A 25,969-nucleotide genomic window follows, 5' to 3' on the forward strand; every position below is an offset into this window, starting at 1 on the left:
TGCCGGCATGACCGATATCGTCCAGCGCGGCCTGTACTACGAGGAGTTCGAGCTCGGCGCGCGCTATCTGCATCGCCCCGGCCGGACCGCGACCGAGGCCGACAACGTGCTGTTCACCACGCTCACCATGAACACGCAGGCGCTGCACCTGGATGCCGCGTTCGCGGCCGCTCAGCAGCCGTTCGCGCAGCGCCTGATGAACTCGATGTGGACGCTGTCGACCATGGTCGGCGCCTCGGTCGCGCAGCTCACACAGGGCACGCTGGTGGCGCAGCTGGGACTCAGCGACATCGGGTTCCCGCATCCCGTGTTCCACGGGGACACGCTGTACACCGAGAGCGTGATAACCGAGAAGCGGCTGTCGTCCTCGCGGCCGGGGCAGGGCATCGTCACGATCGCGCACACCGGTCGCAACCAGGACGGTGTCGTCGTCGCGACCGCCAACCGCGTGGCGCTGATGCACTGCATGCCGGAAGGGGAATGATGAGTTTCGAGCTGGGTCCCGCCCTGCTGTTCTGCCCCGCCGACCGGCCGGAGCGCTTCGCGGGCGCCCTCGCGAAGGCCGATGCGGTGATCCTCGACCTCGAGGACGCCGTGCTGCCGGAGGCCAAGGCGAAGGCCCGCGCGAACCTGCTCGCGGCCGAGCTGGACCCGTCCCGGGTGATCGTGCGGGTGAACGACCCAGCATCCGCGCACTTCGGCGACGACCTCGAGGCCGTCGCGCGCACGCCGTTCCGCACCGTGATGGTCGCGAAGACCGAGGATCCGGCCACACTGGACGCCTTCGGCGAGGAGTACGCGCTGCTCGCGCTCTGCGAGACCGCGGCCGGTGTGCTGCGCGCACCCGAGATCGCCGCGCATCCGCGGGTGGTCGCCCTGATGTGGGGCGCGGAGGATCTGGTCGCCTCGATCGGCGGCACGGCCAGCCGGTTCGCCGACGGAGGCTATCGCGACATCGCGCGCCACGCGCGGTCACGCGTGCTGTTCGCGGCGGCGGCGCACGGCAGGGCCGCGATCGACGCCGTGCACCTGGACATCGACGATGCCGCCGGTCTCGCACAGGAGGCGGCGGATGCCGCGGCCTCCGGGTTCCGCGCGACCGCCTGCATCCACCCCAAGCAGGTCCCGACGATCCGCGAGGCCTACCGCCCGGACGCGGCGACCCTGGACTGGGCGCGGGTCGTGCTCGCCGCCGCTGAGGGCGAGCGCGGCGTGTTCCGCTTCGAGGGGCGCATGGTCGACGAGCCGGTGCTGCGGCACGCCCGGGCGGTGCTCGCCCGCGCCTGACCTTCCCTCGTCGCTCAGCCCGGTTCCCTCCCGGATCGCTCAGCCCCATTCCCTCCTTGGGTCGCTCAGCCCCATTCCCCCCCTGGGTCGCTGAGCCTGTCGAAGCGCGCCCGCTCAGCCTGCGATGGGCTCCAGCAGCCGCAGCACGTCCTGCTCGGCGACGAAGCGGTGCGCCGAGCCGTTGCCCAGCAGGTCTCCCTCGCGTGGCAGCATGCCGCCGGAGACGTGATCGAGGAGCGCGCGGATCACGCCACCGTGCGTGACCACGATGATCGACTCGGCGTCGGACGTGGAACGCCCGTGCGCCTCGCGCGAGATGCGGTGCAGCGCCGCCATGGCCCGGGCGCCGACCTGCTGCAGGGTCTCGGCGCCGGGCACGCCCGCGTGCCAGTCGCCGTGGGTGGCGATGTAGTCGGCCACCAGCATCCCCTCGCCCTCGCCGAACTCCCGCTCGCGCACGTCGTCCACCAGCTCGGGAGCGGCCAGGCCCAGCTCGGCCGCGATGATCTCGGCGGTCTCGCGCGCACGCGCCAGCGGGCTCGCGTAGATCCGGTGATGGGTGCTGCCCGCCAGCCGGCCGGCGGCGTCGCGCGCGTCGGCGCGCCCGGTGTCGTTCAGCGGGATGTCGGTGGTGCCCTGGATCCTCCTGGCGAGGTTCCAGTCGGTCTGGCCATGGCGCACGAGAGTCAGGAGGGTCACGGATCGAGCCTAGACGAGCGCGTCTGCGAGAGCGCCCAGCACGGGGGAGGTTCCGCCGGCGATGACGACATCGGCCCAGGCATCCGCCCGGGTCGGCGCGTGATTGACGATCACCAGCGGGATGCCCCGCCTGCGGGCGCGTTCGATGACGCGGACGCCCGAGTTGACGGTCAGCGATGTGCCGGCCACCAGCAGCGCATCCGAGACGTTCACCACCGACTCGGCGGCGCGGAACCGCCGGGCGGGGACGAACTCGCCGAAGTACACCACCTCGGGTTTGAGCATCCCGCCGCACACCGTGCACGAGGGGATCACGAACCCCTCCGTGCTCTCCGGCGTCACATCGCCGTCGGGGTTCAGCTCGATGCGCTCGGGGCGGCGGACCCACGGATTGAGCTGCTCCAGCTGCTCGGCGATCGCCCGCCGGTCGAAGACCTGGCCGCAGTGCAGGCACAGCGTGCGGTGCATGGTGCCGTGCAGCTCGACCACGCGGGTGCTGCCGGCGCGCAGGTGCAGGCCGTCGACGTTCTGGGTGACGACCCCGGTGACGACGCCGGCGCGCTCCAGGCGCGCGATCGCGCGGTGCCCTTGGTTCGGCTCCGGCGCGGTGAACGCGCGCCAGCCGAGGTGTCCTCCCAGCCAGTACCTGCGCCGCGCCGCCTCGTCGCCGAGGTAGGTCTGGATCGTCATGGGCGCGGCACGCGTGCGTGCGCCCACGCCGCGGTAGGCGGGGATGCCCGAGTCGGTGGAGATGCCGGCGCCGGTCAGCACGGCGATCCTGCGCCCTCTCAGCAGCTCGCAGGCGTGATCGATGCTCGTCACGCTCCGAAGTCTACGAGGCGCCTGGAAGAGTGGGGGGCATGCAGATCACCCGCATCGACGATGCCGCCGATCATCGGCTCGACGACTACCGCTCGCTGACCGACGTGGCGCTGCGGCGCAGGAGCGAGCCCGATGGCGGCCTGTACATGGCCGAGTCGGCGAAGGTCATCGCGCGGGCGGTGCAGGCGGGACACCGCCCCAGATCGGTGCTGACGCAGCCGAAGTGGCTGGATGCCGTGGAGCAGGCGCTGGCCGGCCGCTCCGCGGATGTGGACGTGTACGTGGCGTCGGCTGAGGTCTCCGAGCAGGTGGCCGGCTTCGCGATCCACCGCGGCCCGCTGGCCGCCATGCACCGCCCGGAGCTGCCGACGGTGGCCGAGGTGCTGTCGCGCGCGCGTGCGGATCGCGTCAGGATCGCCGTGCTGGAGGGGCTCGCCGACCACATGAACGTCGGCGCCGTGTTCCGCTCCGCTGCGGCGCTGGGGGTGGATGCCGTGCTGGTGAGCCCTGACTGCGCCGATCCGCTGTACCGGCGGTCGGTGCGCGTGTCGATGGGCACCGTGTTCCAGGTGCCCTGGACGCGCATCCCGGCCTGGCCCGACGGCATCCGCGAGCTGCAGGACGCCGGGTGCACCGTGGCGGGCATGACGCTGGGGGAGGGCGCGATCGAGCTCGACGAGCTCGTCGCCGAGGACCACGAGCGGCTGGCACTGGTGCTCGGCACCGAGGGCGACGGCATCCGCCCCGAGACGGAGCGGCTGCTGGACCGTCGCGTGACCATCCCGATGAGCGGCGGCGTCGACTCGCTGAATGTCGCCGCCGCCTCGGCGGTCGCCTTCTACGCCACCCGGTGAGACCGGCGCTCAGGCATCCGCCTCCGGGAAGCGCACCGGCACGGCCTCGGGACGCTTGGCTGCGACGTGATCCCCGGACGACTGATGGCGCAGCCGGCGCAGCACCCATGGGACCAGGTGCTCGCGAGCCCAGCCGATGTCCTCCGCCCGTGCCGCGCGCCAGGTGCGCACCGGGATCGGATCGGGCTGCATGGCCTGCAGGTCGTTGGGCACGTTCAGCGCACGCAGCACCATGCGCGCGATCTCGTGGTGGCCGAGCGCGTTGTAGTGCAGCCGGTCGTCGTCGAAGAAGCGCGAGTCCTGCACGACCTTCAGCGCCCACTGGTCCGCGACGATGCAGTCGTGCCGGTCGGCGATCGCGCGCACGTTCTCGTTGTAGATCGCGACCTTGCCGCGGAACGGGCGGAACACCGGGGTGAATCCGGTGTCGATGCCCGTGAAGAGCACGACCGCGGCACCGGTCGATGCCAGGCGCGAGACGGCCCCGTCCAGCTGCGCGGCGATCTCGTCGGGATCGGTTCCGGGGCGGATCACGTCGTTTCCGCCGGCGCAGATCGAGATCAGGTCCGGCTTGAGCGCGACGGCGGGCTCGATCTGGTCGGCCACGATCTGCGCGATCAGCTTTCCGCGGACGGCGAGGTTCGCGTAGGCGAAGTCGTCGACATCCTGCGCCAGCACCTCCGCCACGCGGTCGGCCCAGCCGCGCAGCCCACCGGAAAGGCCGGGAGCGGGGTCGCCGACGCCCTCGGTGAAGGAGTCGCCGACCGCGACGAAGCGGCGCCACGGGTGCGGACCGACGTTCTCCACGAACGGGGTGCGGGACGATTCCTGATCGACCATCCGATCCTCCTACGGCTCTCCGGATGCCCTGATGCGGGCGCCTCACAGAGCCTACCCGTGCGTGCGGACCGGGGGTGCGGAACGATGTCCGTCGGCTGGATTATCGTTGTTCCCGATGCTCTCTCCGTCCTTCCCCCAGCGTGCCCCGTGGGGCACCGCCGACAAGCTGAGGGCATGGCAGCGGGAGGCGCTGGACGAGTACTTCCGGGCGGACCAGCGGGACTTCCTCGTCGCCGCCACCCCCGGCGCCGGAAAGACCACGTTCGCCCTCACGCTCGCCGTCGAGCTGCTGCGGATGGGCGAGGTCGACCGGATCATCGTGGTCGCTCCGACCGAGCACCTCAAGACCCAGTGGGCCGATGCCGCCGCGCGGGTCAGCATCCGGCTGGATCCGCGGTTCCGCAACAGCCACTGGGCGCCTTCCCGGCAGTACCACGGCGTCGTCGTGACGTACGCGCAGGTCGCGGCGCGGTCGAGTGTGCATCGGCATCTGACCGAGGGGGCGAAGACCCTGGTGATCCTCGACGAGGTGCACCACGGCGGCGATGCGCTGAGCTGGGGCGACGCGATCCGCGACGCGTACGGGCCCGCTCGGCGCAGACTGCTGCTCTCCGGCACGCCGTTCCGCAGCGACACCGCGCCGATCCCCTTCGTCCAGTACGTTCCGGACGAGTCCGGCGCGCGGATCTCCAGCACCGACTACCGCTACGGCTACGGCCGTGCCCTCGCGGACGGCGTGGTGCGCCCGGTGCTGTTCCACATGTACTCGGGCAAGATGCGCTGGCGCACCAGCGCGGGTGATGAGCTCGAGGCCCACCTCGGGCAGGACAACACCAAGGACGTCAACTCCCAGGCCTGGCGCACCGCGCTGGATCCGGAGGGGGAGTGGATGCCGGCGGTGCTGTCCGCCGCGGATCGTCGCCTCACCGAGATACGGCACCATGTCCCGGATGCCGGCGGGCTGGTGCTCGCGACCGACCAGACCGTCGCGCGCGCGTACGCGAAGATCCTGCACGGATTGACGGGGGAGCAGCCCACCGTGGTGCTCTCCGACGACGCCTCGGCCTCGGAGCGCATCGAGCGGTTCAGCACGAACGACCGCCGCTGGATGGTGGCGGTGCGGATGGTCTCCGAAGGCGTCGACGTGCCTCGGCTCGCCGTGGGTGTGTACGCCACGTCGTCGTCGACTCCGCTGTTCTTCGCGCAGGCGATCGGGCGCTTCGTGCGGGCGCGCCGTCGTGGCGAGGCGGCGAGCGTGTTCCTGCCGAACGTCCCCGTGCTGATGACCCTCGCGAACGAGATGGAGCGCCAGCGCGACCACGCGCTGGACCGCCGCGACAAGGACGAGGACGGCCTGGACGACTCCCTGCTGGAGGCGGCCAACCGCGAGGACGACGCCTCCGACGCGCTCGAGCAGGAGTTCAGCTATCAGGCGATCTCCTCGCTGGCGCACTTCGACCGCGTGGTGTTCGAGGGAAAGGACTTCGGGCAGCTGGCCGAGCCGGGCACGCCCGAAGAGGAGGAGTTCATCGGGTTCCCGGGTCTGCTCGAGCCCGAGCACGTGCACGAGCTGCTCATGCAGCGCCAGGCCAGGCAGAGCCGTCTGCGGCAGGCGCGTGAGGCGGCGGCGCCCGCGGAGACGACCACGCTTCCCGCGCCATTGCATCGCACGCTGCGCGAGCAGCGGCAGCTGCTGAACAGCCTGGTCGGCCTGTATGCCAGGCAGAGCGGCGAGCCGCACGGTGCGGTCCATGCCGAGCTGCGCCGGATGTGCGGTGGCCCGGCGGTCGCCCAGGCCACCGTGACTCAGCTGCAGTCCCGCATCGATCTGCTGCGCAAGCGCGTGCGCACCTGATTCTTGGGTCGCTGAGCCCGCTTCCTGGGTCGCTGAGCCTGTCGAAGCGTCGACCGACAGAATCCCGCTGCTTAGGGCATCCGAAATCCTGTCAATCCGCGTCCCGATGCGCGGCCGCGGATGCTTCCTTCGCTAGCGTGGGAGGCGGATTCAGCAACGGAGGATGCATGTCCGTCCCACCTCACGCCACTGCCGCTGATCGCCGGCAGTGGGCCCGCTATCTCGTCGAGGAACGCGCCGAAGGCGCCGTGTACGCCCGGCTCGCCGCACGCCGCGAGGGCGAGGAACGTCAGATCCTGCTCTCGCTGGCCGAGGCCGAGCGACGCCACGAGCAGCACTGGCTCGATCTGCTCGGAGGGCAGGAGCCGGCGAGGCTGCCCAGGGCGGGCATGCGGTCGCGGCTGCTGGGCTGGATGGCGGGCCGGTTCGGATCGATCTTCGTGCTGGCGCTGGCGCAGAGCGCCGAGGCGCGGTCGCCGTACGACTCCGAGAAGTTCGCGACCCCGGCCATGCGCGCCGACGAGAAGGTGCACCACGAGGTGGTGCGCGGCCTCGCGGCACGCGGGCGCCGGCGGCTGTCGGGGTCGTTCCGCGCCGCCGTCTTCGGCGCGAACGATGGTCTGGTCTCCAACCTCGCCCTGGTGCTGGGCATCGGCGCCACCGGGGTCAGCTCCGGACTGGTGCTGTTCAGCGGCATCGCCGGCCTTCTAGCCGGCGCCCTGTCCATGGGCGCGGGGGAGTTCGTCTCGGTGCGTTCGCAGCGCGAGCTGCTGGCCGCCACCGAGGAGAGCGGCGATGCGGATGCTGCGGCGGCAGACCTGGACATCGACGCGAACGAGCTCGCGCTGGTGTACCGCGCGCGCGGAATGGACCAGGCGGAGTCGCTCGCGCGTGCGCAACGGGTCATGCGCGCCGCGCAGGCAGGCATCCGCCGGGACGCGACCGGTCCCATCGGGGTCGCGCACGACCACGACATCGTCGGCAGCGACTGGACCGCGGCGATCTCCAGCTTTCTGCTGTTCGCCTCTGGGGCGATCGTCCCCGTTCTGCCGTGGCTGTTCGGCCTCACCGGCGTGACCGCGGTCATCGTGGCGCTCGCCCTGGTGGGTGTCGCGCTGCTGAGCACCGGAGCGATGGTCGGCATCCTCTCCGGCGGGCCGCCGCTGCGGCGCGCCCTGCGTCAACTGGCGATCGGGTTCGGCGCGGCCGCCATCACGTACGCCCTGGGACTCGTGTTCGGCGTGGGGTGACCGCGCTGAGCGCTGCTAGCCCTTGAGCCCCGTCGAGGCCAGCCCGTCGATCACGCGGCGCTGCAGGACGATGAACATGATCAGCACAGGCGCCATCGCCATCAGGCTCGCCGCCATCAGGACCGGGTACTGGATCTGGTGGTTGCCGGTCAGGGTCGCCAGCCCTGCCGCGAGCGGCATCTGATCGGCCCTGGTGGAGACGACCAGTGGCCACAGCAGCAGGTTCCACGAGAACAGGATCGTCGTGATCGCCAGCACGCTGATGCTCGGTCCGACCAGAGGCAGCATCACCCGGGTGAAGATCTGCACCGGACCGGCGCCGTCGAGGCGTGCCGCCTCTTCGAGCTCCACGGGCAGGTTCACGAACGCGGTCCTCATCAGGAACGTGCCGAACGCGCTGAACAGGCCCGGCGCCACGATGCCCGCCAGCGTGTTCAGCCAGCCCAGCGACTGCACGATCTGGTACTGCGAGAGCAGATACACCTGCGGCGGGATCAGCAGGATCGACAGCACCACGCCGAACAGCACGGCCCGTCCGCGGAAGCGCATCCGGGCGAAGGCGTAGCCGGCGAAGGTGCACAGCACGATCTGCGCCGCGGTCTGGATGACGGTCATGAGCACGGAGACCTGCAGCTGGTGCAGGAACGGGAGCAGCCGGAACACGTCTGCATAGTTGTGCCATTGCAGCACGGCGGGCCAGAACGTGGGAGTCACGGACTGCACCTCGGCTTGCGTGGACAGCGACATGACGATCTGCCAGAGAAACGGGAACGCCATCACGAAGCCGCCGACGGAGAGCACGAGGTGAACCCACCAGACTCTGCCGTCGCGCGGCTTCCCGGACCGCTCGGCGCGCTGTGTGCGCGGAAGCCGGATCGACGCGTCGGTCATGACCGCACCCACCTCTTCTGGAGTCGGAACTGGATCATCGTGATCACGCCGATGAGCACGAAGATGACCATGGCGGTGGCGGCCGCGAGTCCCTTGTCGTTCTGGATGAACCCGGACGAGTAGAAGTAGAAGACGACCGACATCGTCTTCGGCAGCACGGGGTTGGTGCTGCCGAGCAGGGCGTACAGCAGGTCGAAGAGCTGGAAGCTGCTGATGGTGGTGACGATCAGCACGAAGAAGATGCTCGGGGTGAGCATGGGAACGGTGATGGAGCGGAACTGCCGTGCGCGAGAGGCCCCGTCGACGCGGGCGGCCTCGTACAGCTCGGCAGGGATGTCCTTCAGCCCCGCTCCCAGGATGATCATCGAGAATCCGAGCGACGACCACAGGCCGACGATGGAGACGGCGATCAGCGCGAACCCCGGCGTCGCGATCCAATGCGGACCGGAGACGCCGAACAGGGACAGCCCCCAGTTGAGGACGCCGAAGTCGCCGTTGAAGATGATGCGCCAGACCAGCGCGATCGCCGCAGGCATGGCCACGTACGGCATGAAGAACAGCACGCGGTAGAACTGCGCGAAACGCAGACCCGGGGTCTCGAGCAGGTGCGCGAACCAGATCGCTATCGGTATGCCCAGCAGCACGATGACGGTGTAGATCGCGGTGTTGAGCAGGGACCGGTAGAACTCCGGGTCGGCGAGCATCGACTCGTAGTTCGACAGCCCGGTGAAGGTGGAACCGCCGAAGGCTCCCCACTTCGTGAACGAGAACCAGAACGTCTGCAGTATCGGCCAGACGTAGAAGACGCCGACTCCGATCAGCAGCGGTGCGACGAACAGCCACGGCCACGCGCCGTCGGTCCGTCGGCCGGGGCGCCCGGACCCGCTGCTGCGAGTCCGGGCGCTGGCCAGCCGGCGCCGTGCGTCTGTCGACGCCTCAGCTTGTACGGTCATGTCCTATTCCTTGGCCAGTGCCTCATCCATCTGCGACGCCAGCTCCTTCAGGACCGTGGCGACCGGGGCGCTGCCCGAGAACGCGTCACCCAGGTGCTTGGTCTCCAGCGCATTCCACGCCGCGGTGTTCTTCGAGATCGGCAGTGGCTGCGCGTACTCCAGCTCGTCCAGGAAGATCTGCAGATCGGCATCCGGCATCGACGCGACGAAACCCTGCTGGGTGTCGTGGAAGGCCGGGATGATGGCCCCGAGGTCGCCCTGCTGCTGCTGCGCCTGCTTGCCGGCGAGGTACGACTGCAGCGCCTGGGCGGCCGCCTTGTTCCTGCTGCCGGCCGCGACGACGTTCGAGACGCCGTGGATCACGGTGGCCTGAACCTTGCCCTTCGGCAGCGGGACGGCCACGACATCCTTCTCGAGGTCGGTGCCGACCAGCGCCGCGCGGAACCAGTCGCCGCCCTGATACATCGCGAGCTTGCCGGAGAGGAACCACTGGTCGGCGGTGGTCTCGGTCAGCTGCGCCATGGTCGGCGAGGCGCCCGAGTCGATCAGGTCGGTCCAGAACTGGATGCCTGCCGCGGCGGCGGCCGAGTCGTACCCGGACTTCGTGCCGTCGGCCGTGATGACCTCACCGCCGGCCTGGAGGATCGTGTTGTAGTAGGTGGTCTGCCCGTCCATCCCCGCCGCGGCGCCGTAGTCGCCGTCGGCCTTCAGCTTCTGGGAGATCTCGGCGCCGATCCGCTGGAAGTCGTCCCAGCTCCAGCCGGGCTCGGGCAGGTCGACGCCTGCCCTGGCGAACAGCGCCTTGTTCACCCAGACGCCGATGGTGTCGAAGTCCTTCGGCACGCCGTACTGCACGCCGTCGAACGAGTACATCTTCACCAGCGACTCGGGATAGTTCGCGGGATCGATCTCGCCGGACTTCACCTGGGATCTGATCGGCTCCAGCTTGTCGTTGGAGGCGTACAGCTGGAAGTTCGGCCCGTTCATCCAGAAGAGGTCCGGCAGGGTGTCGCTGGAGGCCTGAGTCTGAAGCTTGGTCCAGTAGTCGCCGTACGGAGTGACGTCGACGTTCACGCTGATGTTCGGGTAGCTCTCGTTGAATCCTTCGAGATTCGCCTTGATCGCCGCCACCTGGTTCTGATCCCAGACGGCATAGGTCAGCTCCGCCTTCGTGTCCTGATCAGCGGGGCCGTTCGAGGTGCCTGGCGACCCGTCGGTCTGCGCTGCGGAGCAGCCGACCAGCATGGCGCCTGCTACGAGCACGGTGCCCGCGGCTAGAATGAGCTTTCGCATCTGATTCTCCTTTGAATGTGTACTGAGGGTGATGCATCCCGGGTCAGCGGATATCGGCCGCTGACCCGGGAATCCTCCCTGACGGCCCGCCTGTCCCCGGATCGGCGGTGGCGGCACCGGCAGGCCGGATCCGGATCGGGACCGATCCGGATCGCAGGGAATGGGTGGCGGCGATGCCGGCGGCGACCGCGTTCCGTGAGGCGAGGGGAGAGGTCACCGTGGGGGTGCCGTGCTCCAGGAAGTCGAGGAACTCGTTGACGGTGCGCTCGTCCGCATCGTCGTGACCGGACGCGTCGCCGCGGATCGGGTACTCGGCATCCCCGTGCGGACTGTACTCGTGGCGACGGTTCCAGACGCGGACGACCCCGCCGTCCGTGTCTCCGAAGTTCTCCAGTCTGCCCTTCGTGCCGATCACCGTGTAGTTGCGCCAGTAGTCGGGCGTGAAGTGGCACTGCTCATAGGAGGCCAGCACCCCGTTGTCGAGCTCCATCAGCATCATGGAGATGTCCTCGACGTCGACCACGGGGTTGAGGCCGGTCTGCGAGGTGGGGGGCCAGTTCTCGAAAGAGAACCACTCCGGCATCAGGCGCCCGGAGTTCTCCCTGCGGTCGCGGATGCCACCGTACACGCTCAGCGCGCCCATTCCGGAGACGAGCGTCGAGTAGCCGCCCGCGAGCCAGTGGATGATATCGATGTCGTGGGCGCCCTTCTGCAGCAGCAGCCCCGTCGTCTTGGTGCGGTCGGCGTGCCAGTCCTTGAAGTAGTAGTCCCCTCCGTTGCCGACGAAGTGCCGGCACCACACGGCCTTGACCTCGCCGATCTCGCCGCGGTCGATGATCTCCTTCATGAGCCGGATGACGGCCATGTGCCGCATGTTGTGCCCGACATAGAGCGGGGTGCGCGTGGCCGCGGCAGTCGCGAGGATCTCGTCGGCGCCATCGAGCGTGGTGGCCAGCGGCTTCTCGAGGTACACCGGGATGCCGGCCCGCAGCAGATCGATGGCGATCTCCGCGTGCGTGTGGTCGGGACTCGTGACGAATGCCGCGTCGATCGGGGTGCCGCCTTCGATCAGCTCGCGCTGGTGGCTATAGCCGGTGAGCGTGTGGCCGAAGATCCGCTCGGCTCTGAGGGCCGCCGACGGATCGGGGTCGACGAAGGCGACGACGCGACCACGACCGGAGTCCACGGCGTGCTGGGCGATCGAGGAGCGCGCCCCGACGCCGACGACGGCCAGGCGCAGCGCTTCGCGCTCACGGCCGGTCATGCTGCCGCCTCCCGCGCGCGGGAGCGGGCATCATCGACGTCGATCGTCGGCTCGGGCAGACCCTCGGCGCCGTAGAGCGATGTCGACACGCTGCCGAAGGCGTGCACGAGCGTTCCCAGTGCGACTGCTTCGGACCCGAGCTCCGATGCGATGATCGTCGGACTGACCGGCACCGGGATCGCCGCGCAGACCGCCTCTCGCAGCGGATCGAGCAGGACGCCGCCCGCGCTCGAGAGTCCGCCCCCGACCACGATGAGATCCGGGTCCACTGTCATCGCCGCGACCGCGACTCCGGTGGCGAGCCCCGCCGTGAACTGCCGCACCTCTTCGAGGGACTCCTCGTCTCCGTCTGCGGCGAGTCGGAACACCCCCTCGCCGGAAGCGGCGGTCCGCCAGCGGAGCTGGTCGTGCTGATCGTCGACGGGCATCGAGAAGGCGATCCCGCCCATCTCTCCGGCCGCGCTGTGCCGCCCGTGTCTGAGCTTCCCGTCGATGATCAGAGCCATCGACACGCGGTGCCCCGCGAACAGGTACAGCACATCGTCGGCCAAGCGCGCGGCACCGAGACGGTGCTCGGCGAGCGCAGCCATCCTGATGTCGTTCTCGATCGTCACGGGGCAGTCGTACACGCGTCCCAGGTGTGCGGCGACGTCGACGCCTTCCCAGTCGGGAAGATTCCGCGAGACGATCAGGCGACCGTCGAGGCCGACCATTCCGGTGACGGCGACGCCCATGCCGACGAGTTCGGAGGCGGCCACGCCGGCCTCCCGCAGGCATTCATCGATCGCGCGCCTGACCCCCGTCATGCGGTTCGGGCCGACGGCGTCGGCGTCTGTCTGCCGATCCAGCCATCCGGCGATGCCGCCGCTCAGATCCGCGAGCGCGACCCGCACGCGATGGGGGCCGACATCGACCGCGGCGAGATACCCGGCCCGGGCCCTGAAGGCATAGATCCGCGCGGGCCGCCCCGCGCCTCTGCCGCCCGCGGTCAGATCGCCGAGGATGGACACGACGCCTCGGCCGGTCATGGCGTCCAGCCCCACCTCGACGGTCGGACGGGACAGACCCGTGCGCGCCGACAGCTCGGCGACGGTCGCCTGTCCGAGTTCACGAAGGGCGATCGCGCATTGGGCGGCGTTCCGAGTGCGCGTCGCCGCCGGCTCGCTGTTCGAGTGTGTCTCTGTACTCGTCACTGATCTGCACCGATCTCCAGGCCCTCGATCCCATACGGATACAATAAAAGGGCATTGCGTTACGTCTGGACTCCATTATGCATGACGGTAACGACGTGTCAACCAGCGTTTAGAAAACCCCCTGCATAAACGGTTCATCCCGCGGTGCGATGCGGGTCGGCGCGTCTGGAGCAGTGCCTTCAGCGTGCCGAGGTTCTCCTGCATGCCGCGCCTGAACAGCGGTTCGGCCAGCGGTCCGAGCAGGTGACCCATTCCGGGCAGGCCCTCCGCGCTGATGCTGCCTTCGAGCTGCAGCCGCGTGCCCCGGCCTGCGGGGTGCATCTCGTAGCGGTAGGCGAACGGCGTCGGGCCCGCGACGGACGCGAAGGTGACGACCCGTCCCTCGGTGTAGTCGGCGACCTCGACCGTGTTGACGGCGGGGCCGGAGGGCAGCCGGCGATGGACTTCGTACTGCGTGCCGGCACCGCCGTTGCCGGTCACGTGCGACACGTGCTGGACGGCGGAGTACCAGCGCGGTGTGCTGGTGAAGTCGGCGACGAAGCGGAAGACCTCTGCCGGGTCGGCCAGCACGTCCAGCTCCAGGGTGAATGTCATCGGTTTCTCCGTGTGGTTCGCAGATGGGTGAGTCGCTCAGGCCGACGCGTGGTCTGGAGTGAGGCGCCTCTGCAGCGCTGCACCGGCCGGTGAGTCGTGGGTCAGCGCGCGGAGCGCGTGGACAAGTTCGTCTGCGTCTTCGTCCGCGAGCGCCCCGTCGATGCTGTCGTAGAGGCGCTCCTCGATGGTGCGGACCTGTGTCGCCCTGGCTGTTCCCGCGGGAGTGAGCGAGAGCTGCACCTGACGCCGGTCCTGCTCGCCGGCTGCACGATCGACGAGTCCTGCGGCAACGAGTCGATCCACGATTCGACTCGGGCTGGTGCCGGTGTCGCAGACGAGCATTTCGCCGAGTTGTCTGAGGGAGAGCGGGCCGTGGTCCTCGATGATGCGCAGCGCCTCGGACTGCGCGGGCGTGACGTCGAGCTCGGACAGCGCCGCTGCGAGCAGGCGGTTGCCTTCGCGTTGGGCGGCCAGCACCAGATAGCGAGTGTGTGTGATTCACGCCGCTGAGTCAAGCGCTGCGATAAGCCGCCGGGATCGCCGGAGAACGATAAAGTCCTGAGCCGCGACCAGTTCGTGAACTGTGTCGCGGCTCAGGACATTCTGTGCGCGAGGGGGGACTTGAACCCCCACGCCCTATGCGGGCACTAGCACCTCAAGCTAGCGCGTCTACCTATTCCGCCACCCGCGCAAGGTGATGGTGATCGTTGCCGACCGAAGAATGACTCTAGCACGCTCGTAAGTGACGCACGAACCGGCAGCGCACCCGGGCGCGCCCCTCGGTTTCGGTAGCCTGGAGCCATGTCGGACACGTCCCTTCCTGAAGTCGCACGGATCGCCCGCGACCTGATCCGCATCGATACGACCAACTACGGGGGAGGCCGCTCCAACGGCGAGCGCGAGGCGGCGGAGTACGTCGGCGCCTACCTGGAGTCGCTGGGGCTGCATCCGGAGTACTACGAGCCGATCCCGAATCGCACGAACGTGATGGCGCGGGTGAAGGGCCGTGATCCTGAGCGCCCTGCCCTGGTGGTGCACGGGCACCTGGACGTGGTCCCCGCGATGGCGGAGGACTGGAGCGTCGACCCGTTCGAGGGCGTGATCCGGGACGGGATGCTGTGGGGCCGGGGTGCGGTGGACATGAAGAACATGGATGCCATGATCCTCACCGCGGTCGCCGAGCTGCTGCGCGCGGGAGAGCAGCCCGAGCGCGACCTGATCCTGGTCTTCTTCGCCGACGAGGAGAACGGCGGCGTGGAGGGGTCCGCGCTGGTCGTGAAGGATCGGCCGGAGTGGTTCGCGGGCGCTGCGGAGGCGATCAGCGAGGTCGGAGGCTACTCGATCTCGGTCGACGACCGCCGCGCCTATCTGCTGCAGGTGGGGGAGAAGGCGATGATGTGGCTGCGGCTCGTCGCCAAGGGGCGCGCCGGGCACGGCAGCCGCTACCACGAGCACAACGCGATCACCCGGCTGGCCGAAGCCGTGGCATCCATCGGGCGCACTCGGTGGCCGATCCGCCTGACATCCACGACGCAGGCCCTCCTGGCGGGGCTGAGCGAGCTGACCGGCCGTCCGGCGGACGATCCCGACGCACTGGCGGCGGCCGCCGGACCCGCGGAGGCGTTCCTGCGCTCCACCTTCCGCACCACGGCGAATCCCACGATGCTCACCGCCGGGTACAAGCACAACGTGATCCCCGAGACCGCCGAGGCGCTGATCGATGTGCGAGTGATCCCCGGCACGGAGGAGGACGTGCTCGCTGAACTGCAGCGCATCGTCGGCGACGACATCCGCATCGAGACCGTCGTGCGCGACATCGGCATGGAGACGCCGTTCGCCGGCGAGCTGGTGGACGCCATGGTCGCCGCCCTCGGACGTCACGATCCGGGCGTCCCGGTGATCCCGTACCTGCTCGGTGCCGGCACCGACAACAAGGCGCTCGCCTCGATCGGCATCACCGGCTACGGATTCGCGCCGTTGCGGCTGCCTGCGGACCTCGACTTCACAGGGATGTTCCACGGTGTCGACGAGCGCGTCCCCGTAGACTCGCTTGTCTTCGGTCAGCGCGTGCTGACCGACCTGCTGCGCTCCTGCTGATCCGTTCTCGGCGCCGGCATCCGACGCGCCACTCCCAGAAAGCACTGCATGAACCTGCTCGAAGCACTCTTCCTCGGCGTGATCCAGGGGCTCACCGAATTCCTGCCGATCTCCTCCAGCGCGCACCTGCGCATCGCCGGGGCGCTGCTGCCGTCTGGCGAGGATCCGGGCGCGGCGTTCACGGCGATCACGCAGATCGGCACCGAGGCCGCCGTGGTCGTGTTCTTCTGGCGCGACATCGTCCGCATCATCGGGCAGTGGTTCCGCTCGCTGACCGGCAAGGTGCCGCGCGATGACCCGGATGCCAGGATGGGATGGCTCATCATCCTCGGCAGCATCCCGATCGTCGTGCTCGGGCTGCTCTTCCAGGACCGGATCGAGACCACCCTGCGGTCGCTGTGGATCGTGGCGATCATGCTGATCGGCTTCGGTCTGCTGCTCGGCATCGCCGACTACGTCGGGGCGAAGCGACGCAAACTGGACGACCTCACCTATCCGCACGGCATCGCCTACGGGTTCGCCCAGGCGCTCGCTCTGGTTCCCGGCGTCTCCCGCTCGGGCGGCACCATCACCATGGGGCTGTTCCTCGGCTACGAGCGCGCAGCCGCCGCACGCTACGCGTTCCTGCTGGCGATCCCGGCGGTGTTCGGCAGCGGCTTCTACCAGCTCTTCAAGCACGGCGGCGACGCCGGGCAGTACTTCAGCCTGGGGGAGACGTTCGCTGCGACGGGCATCGCCTTCGTGGTGGCGCTCGGCGTGATCGCGTTCTTCATGAACTGGATCTCCAAGCGCAGCTTTCTGCCGTTCGTGATCTACCGGGTGCTGCTCGGCGGCACGCTGATCGTGCTGCTGTCCACCGGGCTCCTCGCACCGCGCTGACGCACGGCAGCTCAGGACAGGAGCTACTTCTTGTCCGGACCGTCGCCGCGGCGGCGCAGGTAGCGCTCGAACGCCTGGGCGATGGCGTCTCCGGAGGCATCAGGGGAGTCCCACGTGTCACGAGTGCGCTCCAGCTGGTGGATGTAGTCCGTCATGTCCTCGTCCTCCGCGGCGGCGGCGTCGATGGACGCCTCCCACGCGGCCGCCTCGGTGCGCAGGTGCTCGCGCGCGGGCCCGATTCCGGTCAGCTCCTCCAGGCGGTCCAGCAGCGCCAGCGTCGCCTTGGGCGAGGGCGCGGCCGTGGCCACGTAGTGCGGCACGCTGGCCCACAGGCTCGCCGTGGGGATCTCGGCGCTCTCGGCGAAGTGCTCGAAGACGCTGAGGATGCCCACGGGACCCTCGTAGGTGGACTTCTCGAGCCCGTGCGCCTGGCGGACCAGCTCGTTCTGGCTGGCGGCGAACACCGAGATCGGCCGGGTGTGCGGCACGTCCGACAGCATCGCCCCGATCGTGACGAGCCCTGTCACGTCGTCACGCAGCGCCACGTCGATGAACTCGGTGGCGAAGGCCTGCCACGCGCGAGCCGGCTCCGAGCCGGTGAGCAGCCACAGCTCGGGCCCCTCCCCGGCGCTGGTGGGACGCGACAGGGTGGCCTCGGGCCAGTGCAGCTCGCGCCGGCCGGACGCATCCATGCGAGATGCCGGACGGGTGTACTGGTAGTCGAAGTACAGCTCGGGGTCGACGGAGTGCACCACCTCGTAGGCGCCGGCCTCGCGCAGCGCGGAGATCGCGCCGCTGGCCGCCTCGCCGGCGTCGTTCCACCCGTCGAACGCGGCGAGGATGATGCGTGAGCCCAGAGCGTCCACCGTTCCCCTTTCCTGCGCGGGAACCGACCCGCGAGTGTCCCTCCAGGCTAACGGCACGGCGCCGGCTCGGGGGCCCGGCCCGGCTAGCATGGGTGCAATGAGCAGCAAGCCCCGCGCGGTCCTCTGGGACATGGATGGAACCCTCGTCGACACCGAGCCGTACTGGATGGCCGCCGAGACCGAGCTGGTCGAGTCCTACGGCGGCACCTGGTCGCACGAGCAGGCGCTGGGGCTGATCGGCAACGGCCTTCTCGAGAGCGCGGTGCTGTTCCAGGGGCTCGGCGTCGATCTGGATGCCCAGGCGATCGTCGACCGCCTCACCGACAGCGTGGCTGCTTCGCTGCGCAGCCGCGGCGTGCCCTTCCGGCCCGGTGCCCGCGAGCTGCTGCGGGACCTGCGCGACGCGGGGATCACGACCGCGCTGGTGACGATGTCGCTGCGCCGGATGGCCGCCGATGTGGTCGACCTGATCGATTTCGAGGCGTTCGACCTGGTCGTCGCCGGAGAGGATGCCGTGCGGCCGAAGCCGTTCCCCGACCCGTATCTGCGCGCCGCGGAGCTGCTCGGCGTGGACATCGCCGACACCGTCGCGATCGAGGACTCCCGCACCGGGGTGACATCGGCGGTGGCGTCGGGCGCGGTGACCGTCGGAGTGCCGAATCTCATCGCGCTGGACGGGCTGGGTGCCCACGAGCTCTGGCCGACGCTGAGCGGACGCACGGCCGCCGACGTCGTCGCGCTGCACGCCCGACACGCCGAGGAGAGCGCACGATGAACGCCAGACGGCCCAGCGGACCGTTCCGCGCCGGAGACCGGGTGCAGCTGACCGGACCGAAGGGGCGGATGCACACCATCACTCTGCGCGCGGACGGTGAGCTGCACACGCACCACGGAGTGCTCGCGCACACCCAGCTGATCGGCGAGCCCGACGGCTCGGTGGTCACCAACAGCGCGGGTCACGAGTACCTGGCGCTGCGCCCGCTGCTTCGCGATTTCGCGATGTCGATGCCCCGCGGCGCTGCGATCGTGTACCCCAAGGACTCCGCTCAGATCGTCATGCAGGCCGACATCTTCCCCGGCGCCGTCGTCGTGGAGGCGGGCGTCGGCTCCGGCGCGCTCTCCCTGGCGCTGCTGCGCGCCATCGGCGCCGATGGCACCCTCACCTCCTTCGAGCGCCGGGAGGACTTCGCCGAGGTCGCACGCGCGAATGTCGAGACCTTCTTCGGCGCGACGCCCGACACCTGGGACGTCGTCGTCGGAGACCTGGCCGAGCAGCTGCCAGACCGCTTCCGGCCGGGCACTGTCGACAGGGTCGTGCTCGACATGCTGGCGCCGTGGGAATGCATGGACGTCGTGGCGGACGCCCTGACCCCCGGTGGAGTGGTGATCTGCTACGTCGCCACCGCCACCCAGCTCTCCCGCGTGGCGGAGTACATCCGCGGCACCGGACTGTTCACCGACCCGGATGCATCGGAGACCATGGTGCGCGGCTGGCACGTGGAGGGACTGGCCGTGCGGCCGGATCACCGGATGGTCGCTCATACGGGTTTCCTGCTCACGGCGCGACGTCTGGCTCCCGGTGCGGTCCCGCCCGAGGTGAAGCGACGCGCCTCCAAGTCGAGCTATGGCGACGACGACGTCGAACTGTGGACGCCGGGCGCCGTCGGGGACCGCGAGATCACCGACAAGAACCTGCGCAAGCGGGTGCGCGAGGCGCAGAAGGCGGCGGACGGTGCGCGGACGGCCGCCGCGTCGCGCGAGGGCGACGCGCCTTCGGAATAGACTGGGGCGCGTGCGTAAAACGACCGCTGCCCTCTCCGCTCTCGCTCTGACCGCTCTCGCTCTGACGGGCTGCTCGGCCGCACCCGACTCCGGTGCCGCCGGCTGCGAGCGCAGCGAGTCCGCCGCGCTGTCGATGGTGGTCAAGGCCACCGGAGACATCGGCGCTGCGAAGGTGAGCCTGAGTGCCCCCATGCCCACGTCCGAGGTGGTCTACGACGACCTGATCGTGGGCGACGGCATGGCCGTGCGCGACGGCGAGCAGAACGCGGTCGGCACCCTGACGCTGCTGAACGGCGCCACCGGCCAGGTCATCGACAGCGGTGCCGGCGTCTGGTCCCCGCAGTCGCTGAACGAGCAGTTCGGCGGTGTCGGAGTCGCCTTGAAGTGCGCCACCGAGGGTTCGCGTGTCGCCTTCGCGATCCCCGCCAAGGACCTGCCTGACGGCATGGCAGAGCAGGTGGGTCTGAAGAGCGACGAGAGCATCGTCGGCACCCTCGACGTGCAGGAGGTGCTGCTGCCGAAGGCGCAGGGCCATGATGTCTTCAACGACGCGCACGGACTGCCCACGGTGGTCCGCGCCGCGGACGGTCGGCCGGGCATCATCATCCCGGATGCCGCTGTGCCGAAGAAGACGGTCGCCCAGACACTGATCGAGGGCACCGGCGAGAAGGTCGGCGACGGCCTCGCGATGTTCGAGTACACCGCCGTCGCCTGGTCCGACCGCACGGTCTCCGGCTCGTCCTGGGGCCAGGGCGTCGTGTACGACAAGACCACGCTGCCGGCCGAGGTCATGAAGCGCGTGCAGAAGGCGACGGTGGGATCGCAGCTGCTCGTGGTGGTCCCGGATGACGCCGGCAAGGACGCCACGGCCTACGTGGTGGACGTGCTCGGCATCGTCCCGCCGGAGCTGGTCCAGGGATGACACCCTCGCAGATCCCCGCGGAGGAGCGGCTGACGAATCTCGTCGTGGCGCTGATGGCCACGGAGATCGGCCTGACCAAGCAGCAGATCCTCGACAACATCTCCGGGTACCGTCAGCGCGTCGAGGCCGGCGCGAAGCCGGACTCGCTGGAGAAGATGTTCGAGCGCGACAAGGACGAGCTGCGTGCGCTCGGGATGCCCGTGGAGACCATCGGCGACCCCGCCGACCCGCAGGACCTGCGCGAAGCGCGCTATCGCATCCCGCAGGCGGATTATGATCTGCCGCAGGATCTGGAGTTCACGGATGCCGAGCTGGCGGTGCTGCGCCTGGCGGGGAGCGTCTGGAGCAGCGAATCGGTCTCGGCCGATGCGCAGGCGGGCGTGCGCAAGATCCGCGCGCTCGGCATCGACGGCGATGAGCCGATCATCGGCTTCGCTCCGCGCATCGCCGTGCGCGACGCCGCCTTCCCGGCCGTCCAGGAGGGAATCGAGCGCAATCGGGTCATCGTCTTCGATTATCTCAAGCCGGGTGCGGACGCGCCGACCCGTCGCCGGGTTCGTCCGCTGGCGCAGGTGGAGTACGAGGCGCGCTGGCACCTGTACGGGCGCGATGTCGACGCCGATGCCGAGCGCACGTTCCTGCTCAGCCGCATCGTCAGTGACGTGAAGGTGACCGGGCAGAGCTTCGACGCCGCGGCGCGCGAAGGTGCCGCCGAGCGTGCGCTGGCAGGGCTGGCCGACGTCGCGGCGTCTCAGCAAGCGCTGCTCGAGGTCACGCCCGGCACCGAGGCGGCGCTCCGGCTGGGGCGCCGTGCATCCCCCGCCCCGCAGGGGATGCGCGTCGCTTACGTCGACCGCCACATCTTCGCCGACGAACTGGCCACCTACGGTCCGGAGGTGCGCGTGGTCGAACCCGCCGCGCTGCGCGAGGCCGTCATCCAGCGTCTGCGCGCCATCGCGGACGTGCACGCCGAGCGGGGTGCCGTTTCGTGAGCACCGCACCGCTGCTGGCCGCCGATCGAGTTCGGCTGTACCTGACGCTCGTGCCGTATCTGCTGGAGCGGGGTCAGGTGACGCTCGACGAGGCAGCCGAGGAGTTCGGCGTGACGCCCACGCAGATGCGCTCGATGGTCGAGAAGCTCACCGTGATCGGCCTGCCGGGCGACTCCGGTTACTGGCAACTGCCGCAGGAGATGTTCGACATCGACTGGGATCTGCTCGACGAGCACGACATCATCGAGATCACCCACGATGTCGCCCTGCGGCGTGTACCGCGATTCACCGCCCGCGAGGCGGCTGCGCTGCTGGCAGGTCTGCAGCTGGTGGCCGCCGTTCCCGCCGTCGCGGACTCGGGTCTCGTGTCCGGGCTGATCGCCAAGCTGTCACGCGGTTCCGCGGATGCACCGCCCGACCTGCTGGTCGCGCCGGTGGAGGCCACAGAGGTGCAGAGCGTGGTATCGCGAGCCCTGCATGAGGGGGTCGCGGTATCGTTCCGCTATCAGGCGCCGGATGCCGAGCCCACCACCCGCACGGTGGATCCGCGCCAGATCCTGATCACGAACGGGCAGTGGTACCTGCAGGGCTGGTGCCACCTGCGTCAGGCGATGCGCACGTTCCATCTGGACCGCGTCAGCGACGCGCAGCTGACCGAGATCCCGATCACCCACGCCGACGCGCCGGTGCCGACGGAGTTCGGCGGCGGCACGGTCTCCGATCATGTCACGGTGCGATTGCCGGAGCGGATGCTGCCCCTGCTGGGCGCGTTCCCGCACGAAGAGGTGGAGCGCACGGACGACGGGGTGACCGTGCGGATCGGCATGGCCGACCCTCGTGGCATCAAGCGTCTCGCCGGCCGTTTCGGGGGAGCGCTCGAGGTGCTGGATCCTCCGCTGGCACGGACGGCGACCCGGGAATGGGCATCCGATGCGCTCGAGCTGTACACGACACCCGAGTCCCGACGGACGCAGGTAGACTGAACCGACCCGAGCCAATCCGAGGAGAATCCGATGGCCAACCTTTTCTCAGGACCCCACCTGTGGATCATCCTGATCATCATCCTGCTCCTGTTCGGCGCGGCGAAGCTGCCAGCGCTGGCGAAGAGCCTCGGCCAGTCCGCCCGTGTCTTCAAGGGCGAGATGAAGGCAATGAAGGACGATGACGTAGCGAACGGAGACGCGTCAGACACCACCGGTACATCCACGGGAACCGCGGCATCGACAGTCGAACGTCCTGCTGATCAGGACTCGCCGCCCCGCGCCTCGTAGGTCGTGACAGAGCTGAGCGTCGACGCGCCCTCGGAGGGACGCCGTGATCGACGGATGTCGCTCGGCGAGCATCTCAGAGAGGCGCGTCGACGTCTGATCATCGCGGTACTCGGATTCGTCGTCGGAATGGTGATCGCCGCACTCGTGACGACTCCGGTGATCAACTTCCTCACGGAGCCCATCAACGCGATCAACGCCGAACGCGGGGCTCACTTCGCGGAGTTGGTCTTCGCTAAGATCTCGTCAGGGTTCAACCTGCGTTTACGGATGGCGATGGCCATTGGTCTGCTGCTGTCCGCGCCGGTATGGCTGTGGCAGCTTTGGGCATTCATCGTGCCAGGACTCACGAAGAAGGAGATCAAGTACACGGTCGGGTTCGTCTGCGCTGCGGTTCCACTGTTCTTCACGGGTTGCTACGTGGCGGTCCTTGTTGCACCGCACGTGATCGAGGTCATGTCGAACTTCGTACCGGACGTCGGCAAGAACTTCCTCGACTCCGACTACTACTACGACTTCATTCTGAAGTTCGTGCTCGTGATCGGCATATCCTTTGTCCTCCCCGTATTCATGGTCGCGCTCAATCTGGCCGGCATCATGACGGGAAAAGCGATGCTCAAGGGCTGGAGAGTCGCCGTACTCGTCGCCGCGCTGTTCGCTGCGATCGCGACCCCTGCCGCGGACATCGGTTCCATGTTCCTGCTCGGCGGAATTCTGATCGTGCTGTACTTCGCCGCGGCCACACTGTCGCTGCTGTTCGACCGTCGCAAGGGAAAGCAGCGTCGCGCGGACGGCCTCGACCCTGACGCGCCGGCCTTATGAGTTCCCCGGCTGAGCGCTATGCGGCGGCGCAGGCGGCGTCTCAGCATCCTCAGACGCAGTCGTTCGCGGCAGCTCAGCGCTTCGCTCTCGATCCGTTCCAGCTCGACGCATGCCAGGCGCTCGAACGCGGTCGCAGCGTGCTGGTGGCGGCGCCGACTGGCGCGGGCAAGACCATCGTCGGGGAGTTCGCGATCCACCTGGCCATGCGGACGCCCGGGGACAAGGCCTTCTACACCACCCCGATGAAGGCGCTGTCCAACCAGAAGTTCCGCGAACTGGTCGACGTCTACGGTGCCGACCAGGTGGGCCTGCTCACCGGCGATACCAACATCAACGGCAACGCGCGCATCGTGGTGATGACCACCGAAGTGCTGCGGAACATGCTCTACGCCGACTCCGACGCCCTCCGCGGGCTGCGCTATGTCGTGATGGACGAAGTGCACTATCTGGCCGACCGCTTTCGCGGACCGGTGTGGGAGGAGGTCATCCTGCACCTGCCGCAGGAGGTGCGGCTGATCTCGCTGAGCGCCACGGTCTCCAACGCCGAGGAATTCGGTGACTGGCTCGACACGGTTCGCGGGGACACAGATGTGATCGTGTCCGAGACCCGGCCGGTGCCGCTGGAGCAGCACGTGCTGGTCCGCGACGACCTGCTGCCGCTGTTCGACGACCGAGCCGGAGTGGCTACGGCCCAGGTGAACCAGGAGCTGTTCCGGATCCGCTCGTTCACCGGATCCCGATACGAGAGCAACCGCAGCGCCCAGGAGTACCGCAGCAACAGGCACGCGGGGCGGCAGGCGAAGCGTCCGCCGCGAGGCGGGCGACGCCCCGTGCGCTCGGCCAATGCGCGCCGCATCGAGCGCATGGATCGCCCCGAGGTGGTGCGACTGCTGGAGCGCTCCAACCTGCTGCCCGCGATCTTCTTCATCTTCAGCCGGGTGGGCTGCGACGCCGCCGTGCAGCAGGTGCGACGCGCCGGCATCCGCCTGACCACGCACGAAGAGCGCACGCAGATCCGCGAGATCGTCACCGAGCGCACCCGCTCGCTTCAGGACGAGGATCTGGACGTGCTGGGTTTCTGGGAGTGGCGCGACGACCTCGAGCGCGGTGTCGCGGCTCATCACGCCGGACTTCTCCCGGCGTTCAAGGAGGTCGTCGAGGAGCTGTTCCGGCGCAAGCTCGTCAAGGCGGTCTTCGCCACCGAGACTCTCGCGCTGGGCATCAACATGCCCGCCCGCACCGTGGTGCTCGAGAAGATGGAGAAGTTCAACGGCGAGGCGCGCGTCGCGATCACCTCGGGCGAGTACACCCAGCTCACCGGCCGTGCGGGACGGCGCGGCATCGACGTCGAGGGCCACGCGGTGGTGCAGTGGACCGAGGGAATGGATCCGCAGGCCGTCGCGGCGCTGGCATCCCGTCGCACCTATCCGCTGAACTCCAGCTTTCGGCCCACTTACAACATGGCGGTCAACCTCATCGATCGCTTCGGCCGGGCTCGCGCCCGCGAGATCCTGGAGTCGTCGTTCGCACAGTTCCAGGCCGACCGTGCGGTGGTCGGCCTGGCTCGCAAGGTGAAGGATGCCGAGGAGTCACTCGCCGGGTATCTGAAGGCCATGCACTGCGAGCACGGCGACTTCCTGGACTACGCCGCCATCCGCCGCGAGCTCAGCGACCTGGAGAAGAAGAACCGGCGGGACGGCGGCGGGCCGCGCGCGGCTCGTGAGAAGCGGATGCGCAAGATCCAGGCACTGCGCACCCGCATGCAGCGGCACGCGTGCCACCGTTGTCCGGACCGCGAGGCGCACGCCCGCTGGGCGGAGCGCTACTTCGGTCTGAAGCGGGACACAGACCGCATCCGCCGCCAGATCGACAACCGCACCGGCACGGTCGCGCGCACCTTCGATCGGGTGATCGACGTGCTGCGGGTCGTGGAGTACCTGGACGGCGACGGCGACCAGGTCTCGCTCACCGCGGCCGGCCGCACCATGAAGCGCATCTACGGCGAGCGTGACCTGCTCGTCGCCGAGTCCCTGCGCCAGAATCTGTGGCGCAGCCTGGATGCGCCGTCGCTGGCGGCGATGGCGAGCTGCCTGGTGTACGAGCCGCGACGCGACGAGCAGAACGCGGGGGAGCGCGGCCTGCCCCGCGGCGCCTTCCGCATCGCCTACGACGCGACCATGCGCCTGTGGGCGGAGCTCGACGACGTCGAGCACGACTTCTCGCTGCCGCGCACCGAGCCGCTCGCGCCCGGCCTGGCGGCGGCCATGCACTCCTGGGCACGCGGCGGCTCGCTGGACCGTGTGCTGATCGACGCAGACATGGCCGCCGGCGACTTCGTGCGCTGGGCCAAGCAGACGATCGACCTGCTCGACCAGCTGTCGATCGTCGCCGACGACGGCGACCTGGCGCGCACCGCGCGGCGCGCCCTGGACGGCGTGCGGCGCGGAATCGTCGCCTACGCGGGGGTGTGACGGTGGCCGGCACCCGAACCACGGCCCCCGTGCGCCCGCTCGTCCCGTTGTGGATCGCCGTGGGGCTGTCGGCGG

At 69.3% G+C, this 25,969-nt stretch carries 26 protein-coding genes and 1 tRNA gene; 15 read left to right on the forward strand and 12 right to left on the reverse strand.

Annotation, left to right across the window (positions count from 1 at the left end; all coding sequences use genetic code 11):
• Positions 1-7 precede the first annotated feature (7 nt).
• Positions 8-484: a MaoC family dehydratase gene (locus Q9R19_RS05665; protein WP_311255351.1), complete on the forward strand. Its 477-nt coding sequence runs from the start codon at positions 8-10 to the stop codon at positions 482-484.
• On the forward strand, positions 484-1,287 hold the full coding sequence (locus Q9R19_RS05670; protein ID WP_311255352.1) for a CoA ester lyase: 804 nt from the start codon (positions 484-486) through the stop codon (positions 1,285-1,287). The genes Q9R19_RS05665 and Q9R19_RS05670 overlap by 1 nt, the downstream gene beginning before the upstream one ends.
• Before the next feature lie 114 nt (positions 1,288-1,401).
• Here Q9R19_RS05670 and Q9R19_RS05675 read toward each other — a convergent pair whose 3' ends face one another.
• Both Q9R19_RS05675 and Q9R19_RS05680 read right to left on the reverse strand, forming a co-directional pair.
• Positions 1,402-1,986, reverse strand: a complete 585-nt coding sequence (locus Q9R19_RS05675; RefSeq protein ID WP_311255353.1) for a histidine phosphatase family protein — start codon at positions 1,984-1,986, stop codon at positions 1,402-1,404.
• Between the two features lie 9 nt (positions 1,987-1,995).
• Positions 1,996-2,808: a Sir2 family NAD-dependent protein deacetylase gene (locus Q9R19_RS05680; RefSeq protein ID WP_311255354.1), complete on the reverse strand. Its 813-nt coding sequence runs from the start codon at positions 2,806-2,808 to the stop codon at positions 1,996-1,998.
• A 38-nt stretch (positions 2,809-2,846) separates the two neighbouring features.
• Here Q9R19_RS05680 and Q9R19_RS05685 point away from each other — a divergent pair, with 38 nt between their 5' ends.
• The gene (locus tag Q9R19_RS05685) at positions 2,847-3,662 is read left to right on the forward strand and encodes an RNA methyltransferase (protein ID WP_311255355.1); all 816 of its coding nucleotides are present in this window, start codon (positions 2,847-2,849) and stop codon (positions 3,660-3,662) included.
• A gap of 9 nt (positions 3,663-3,671) precedes the next feature.
• On the opposite strand, the gene Q9R19_RS05690 is transcribed toward Q9R19_RS05685, so the two are convergent.
• Positions 3,672-4,502, reverse strand: coding sequence for an SGNH/GDSL hydrolase family protein (locus Q9R19_RS05690; RefSeq protein ID WP_311255356.1), 831 nt, complete (start codon positions 4,500-4,502; stop codon positions 3,672-3,674).
• 115 nt (positions 4,503-4,617) lie between these two features.
• Between Q9R19_RS05690 and Q9R19_RS05695 the strand changes: the two genes are divergently transcribed.
• Positions 4,618-6,357, forward strand: coding sequence for a DEAD/DEAH box helicase (locus Q9R19_RS05695; protein ID WP_311255357.1), 1,740 nt, complete (start codon positions 4,618-4,620; stop codon positions 6,355-6,357).
• 167 nt (positions 6,358-6,524) lie between these two features.
• Complete coding sequence (locus tag Q9R19_RS05700) at positions 6,525-7,607, forward strand: VIT1/CCC1 family protein (protein WP_311255358.1); 1,083 nt, start codon at positions 6,525-6,527, stop codon at positions 7,605-7,607.
• Positions 7,608-7,622: 15 nt separating this feature from the next.
• Here the strand turns inward: Q9R19_RS05700 and Q9R19_RS05705 are convergent, their stop codons facing one another.
• The 8 genes from Q9R19_RS05705 to Q9R19_RS05740 all read right to left on the reverse strand — a co-directional run bounded on the left by Q9R19_RS05705 (position 7,623) and on the right by Q9R19_RS05740 (position 14,486).
• Positions 7,623-8,498, reverse strand: a complete 876-nt coding sequence (locus tag Q9R19_RS05705; protein WP_311255359.1) for a carbohydrate ABC transporter permease — start codon at positions 8,496-8,498, stop codon at positions 7,623-7,625.
• Complete coding sequence (locus Q9R19_RS05710) at positions 8,495-9,451, reverse strand: sugar ABC transporter permease (protein WP_311255360.1); 957 nt, start codon at positions 9,449-9,451, stop codon at positions 8,495-8,497. Before Q9R19_RS05710 ends, Q9R19_RS05705 begins: the two co-directional genes overlap by 4 nt.
• A gap of 3 nt (positions 9,452-9,454) precedes the next feature.
• Entirely contained in the window at positions 9,455-10,744 is a 1,290-nt protein-coding gene (locus Q9R19_RS05715) for a sugar ABC transporter substrate-binding protein (protein ID WP_311255361.1), read from the reverse strand.
• A gap of 43 nt (positions 10,745-10,787) precedes the next feature.
• Positions 10,788-12,008: a Gfo/Idh/MocA family oxidoreductase gene (locus Q9R19_RS05720; protein ID WP_311255362.1), complete on the reverse strand. Its 1,221-nt coding sequence runs from the start codon at positions 12,006-12,008 to the stop codon at positions 10,788-10,790.
• The gene (locus Q9R19_RS05725) at positions 12,005-13,201 is read right to left on the reverse strand and encodes an ROK family protein (RefSeq protein WP_311255363.1); all 1,197 of its coding nucleotides are present in this window, start codon (positions 13,199-13,201) and stop codon (positions 12,005-12,007) included. Before Q9R19_RS05725 ends, Q9R19_RS05720 begins: the two co-directional genes overlap by 4 nt.
• A gap of 75 nt (positions 13,202-13,276) precedes the next feature.
• Positions 13,277-13,795, reverse strand: a complete 519-nt coding sequence (locus tag Q9R19_RS05730; protein ID WP_311255364.1) for an SRPBCC family protein — start codon at positions 13,793-13,795, stop codon at positions 13,277-13,279.
• A gap of 36 nt (positions 13,796-13,831) precedes the next feature.
• Complete coding sequence (locus Q9R19_RS05735; RefSeq protein WP_311255365.1) at positions 13,832-14,272, reverse strand: MarR family transcriptional regulator; 441 nt, start codon at positions 14,270-14,272, stop codon at positions 13,832-13,834.
• 129 nt (positions 14,273-14,401) lie between these two features.
• Positions 14,402-14,486 (reverse strand) — tRNA-Leu (locus Q9R19_RS05740).
• Between the two features lie 110 nt (positions 14,487-14,596).
• Here Q9R19_RS05740 and Q9R19_RS05745 point away from each other — a divergent pair.
• Entirely contained in the window at positions 14,597-15,892 is a 1,296-nt protein-coding gene (locus Q9R19_RS05745) for a M20/M25/M40 family metallo-hydrolase (RefSeq protein WP_311255366.1), read from the forward strand.
• Positions 15,893-15,940: 48 nt separating this feature from the next.
• The gene (locus Q9R19_RS05750) at positions 15,941-16,771 is read left to right on the forward strand and encodes an undecaprenyl-diphosphate phosphatase (protein ID WP_311255367.1); all 831 of its coding nucleotides are present in this window, start codon (positions 15,941-15,943) and stop codon (positions 16,769-16,771) included.
• Between the two features lie 23 nt (positions 16,772-16,794).
• On the opposite strand, the gene Q9R19_RS05755 is transcribed toward Q9R19_RS05750, so the two are convergent.
• The gene (locus Q9R19_RS05755; protein ID WP_311255368.1) at positions 16,795-17,637 is read right to left on the reverse strand and encodes a PAC2 family protein; all 843 of its coding nucleotides are present in this window, start codon (positions 17,635-17,637) and stop codon (positions 16,795-16,797) included.
• A 97-nt stretch (positions 17,638-17,734) separates the two neighbouring features.
• Here Q9R19_RS05755 and Q9R19_RS05760 point away from each other — a divergent pair, with 97 nt between their 5' ends.
• The 8 genes from Q9R19_RS05760 to Q9R19_RS05795 are packed head-to-tail and all read left to right on the forward strand — an operon-like array spanning position 17,735 to position 25,894.
• On the forward strand, positions 17,735-18,412 hold the full coding sequence (locus tag Q9R19_RS05760; RefSeq protein WP_311255369.1) for an HAD family phosphatase: 678 nt from the start codon (positions 17,735-17,737) through the stop codon (positions 18,410-18,412).
• Entirely contained in the window at positions 18,409-19,419 is a 1,011-nt protein-coding gene (locus Q9R19_RS05765; protein ID WP_311255370.1) for a tRNA (adenine-N1)-methyltransferase, read from the forward strand. Before Q9R19_RS05760 ends, Q9R19_RS05765 begins: the two co-directional genes overlap by 4 nt.
• Positions 19,420-19,429: 10 nt before the next feature.
• Positions 19,430-20,341: a hypothetical protein gene (locus Q9R19_RS05770; RefSeq protein ID WP_311255371.1), complete on the forward strand. Its 912-nt coding sequence runs from the start codon at positions 19,430-19,432 to the stop codon at positions 20,339-20,341.
• Positions 20,338-21,333: a WYL domain-containing protein gene (locus tag Q9R19_RS05775; RefSeq protein WP_311255372.1), complete on the forward strand. Its 996-nt coding sequence runs from the start codon at positions 20,338-20,340 to the stop codon at positions 21,331-21,333. The genes Q9R19_RS05770 and Q9R19_RS05775 overlap by 4 nt, the downstream gene beginning before the upstream one ends.
• Positions 21,330-22,316 carry a WYL domain-containing protein gene (locus Q9R19_RS05780; RefSeq protein ID WP_311255373.1) on the forward strand — a complete coding sequence of 329 codons (987 nt, stop codon included), beginning with the start codon at positions 21,330-21,332 and terminating at the stop codon, positions 22,314-22,316. Before Q9R19_RS05775 ends, Q9R19_RS05780 begins: the two co-directional genes overlap by 4 nt.
• A gap of 30 nt (positions 22,317-22,346) precedes the next feature.
• Positions 22,347-22,604: a twin-arginine translocase TatA/TatE family subunit gene (gene tatA / locus Q9R19_RS05785; RefSeq protein ID WP_311255374.1), complete on the forward strand. Its 258-nt coding sequence runs from the start codon at positions 22,347-22,349 to the stop codon at positions 22,602-22,604.
• Between the two features lie 3 nt (positions 22,605-22,607).
• Positions 22,608-23,423, forward strand: coding sequence for a twin-arginine translocase subunit TatC (gene tatC, locus Q9R19_RS05790; protein WP_311255375.1), 816 nt, complete (start codon positions 22,608-22,610; stop codon positions 23,421-23,423).
• The gene (locus Q9R19_RS05795) at positions 23,420-25,894 is read left to right on the forward strand and encodes a DEAD/DEAH box helicase (protein ID WP_311255376.1); all 2,475 of its coding nucleotides are present in this window, start codon (positions 23,420-23,422) and stop codon (positions 25,892-25,894) included. The genes tatC and Q9R19_RS05795 overlap by 4 nt, the downstream gene beginning before the upstream one ends.
• Positions 25,895-25,969 lie beyond the last annotated feature (75 nt).

Origin of the sequence: Microbacterium sp. ARD32 (assembly GCF_031844385.1) — a bacterium.
Taxonomy (GTDB): Bacteria; Actinomycetota; Actinomycetes; order Actinomycetales; family Microbacteriaceae; genus Microbacterium.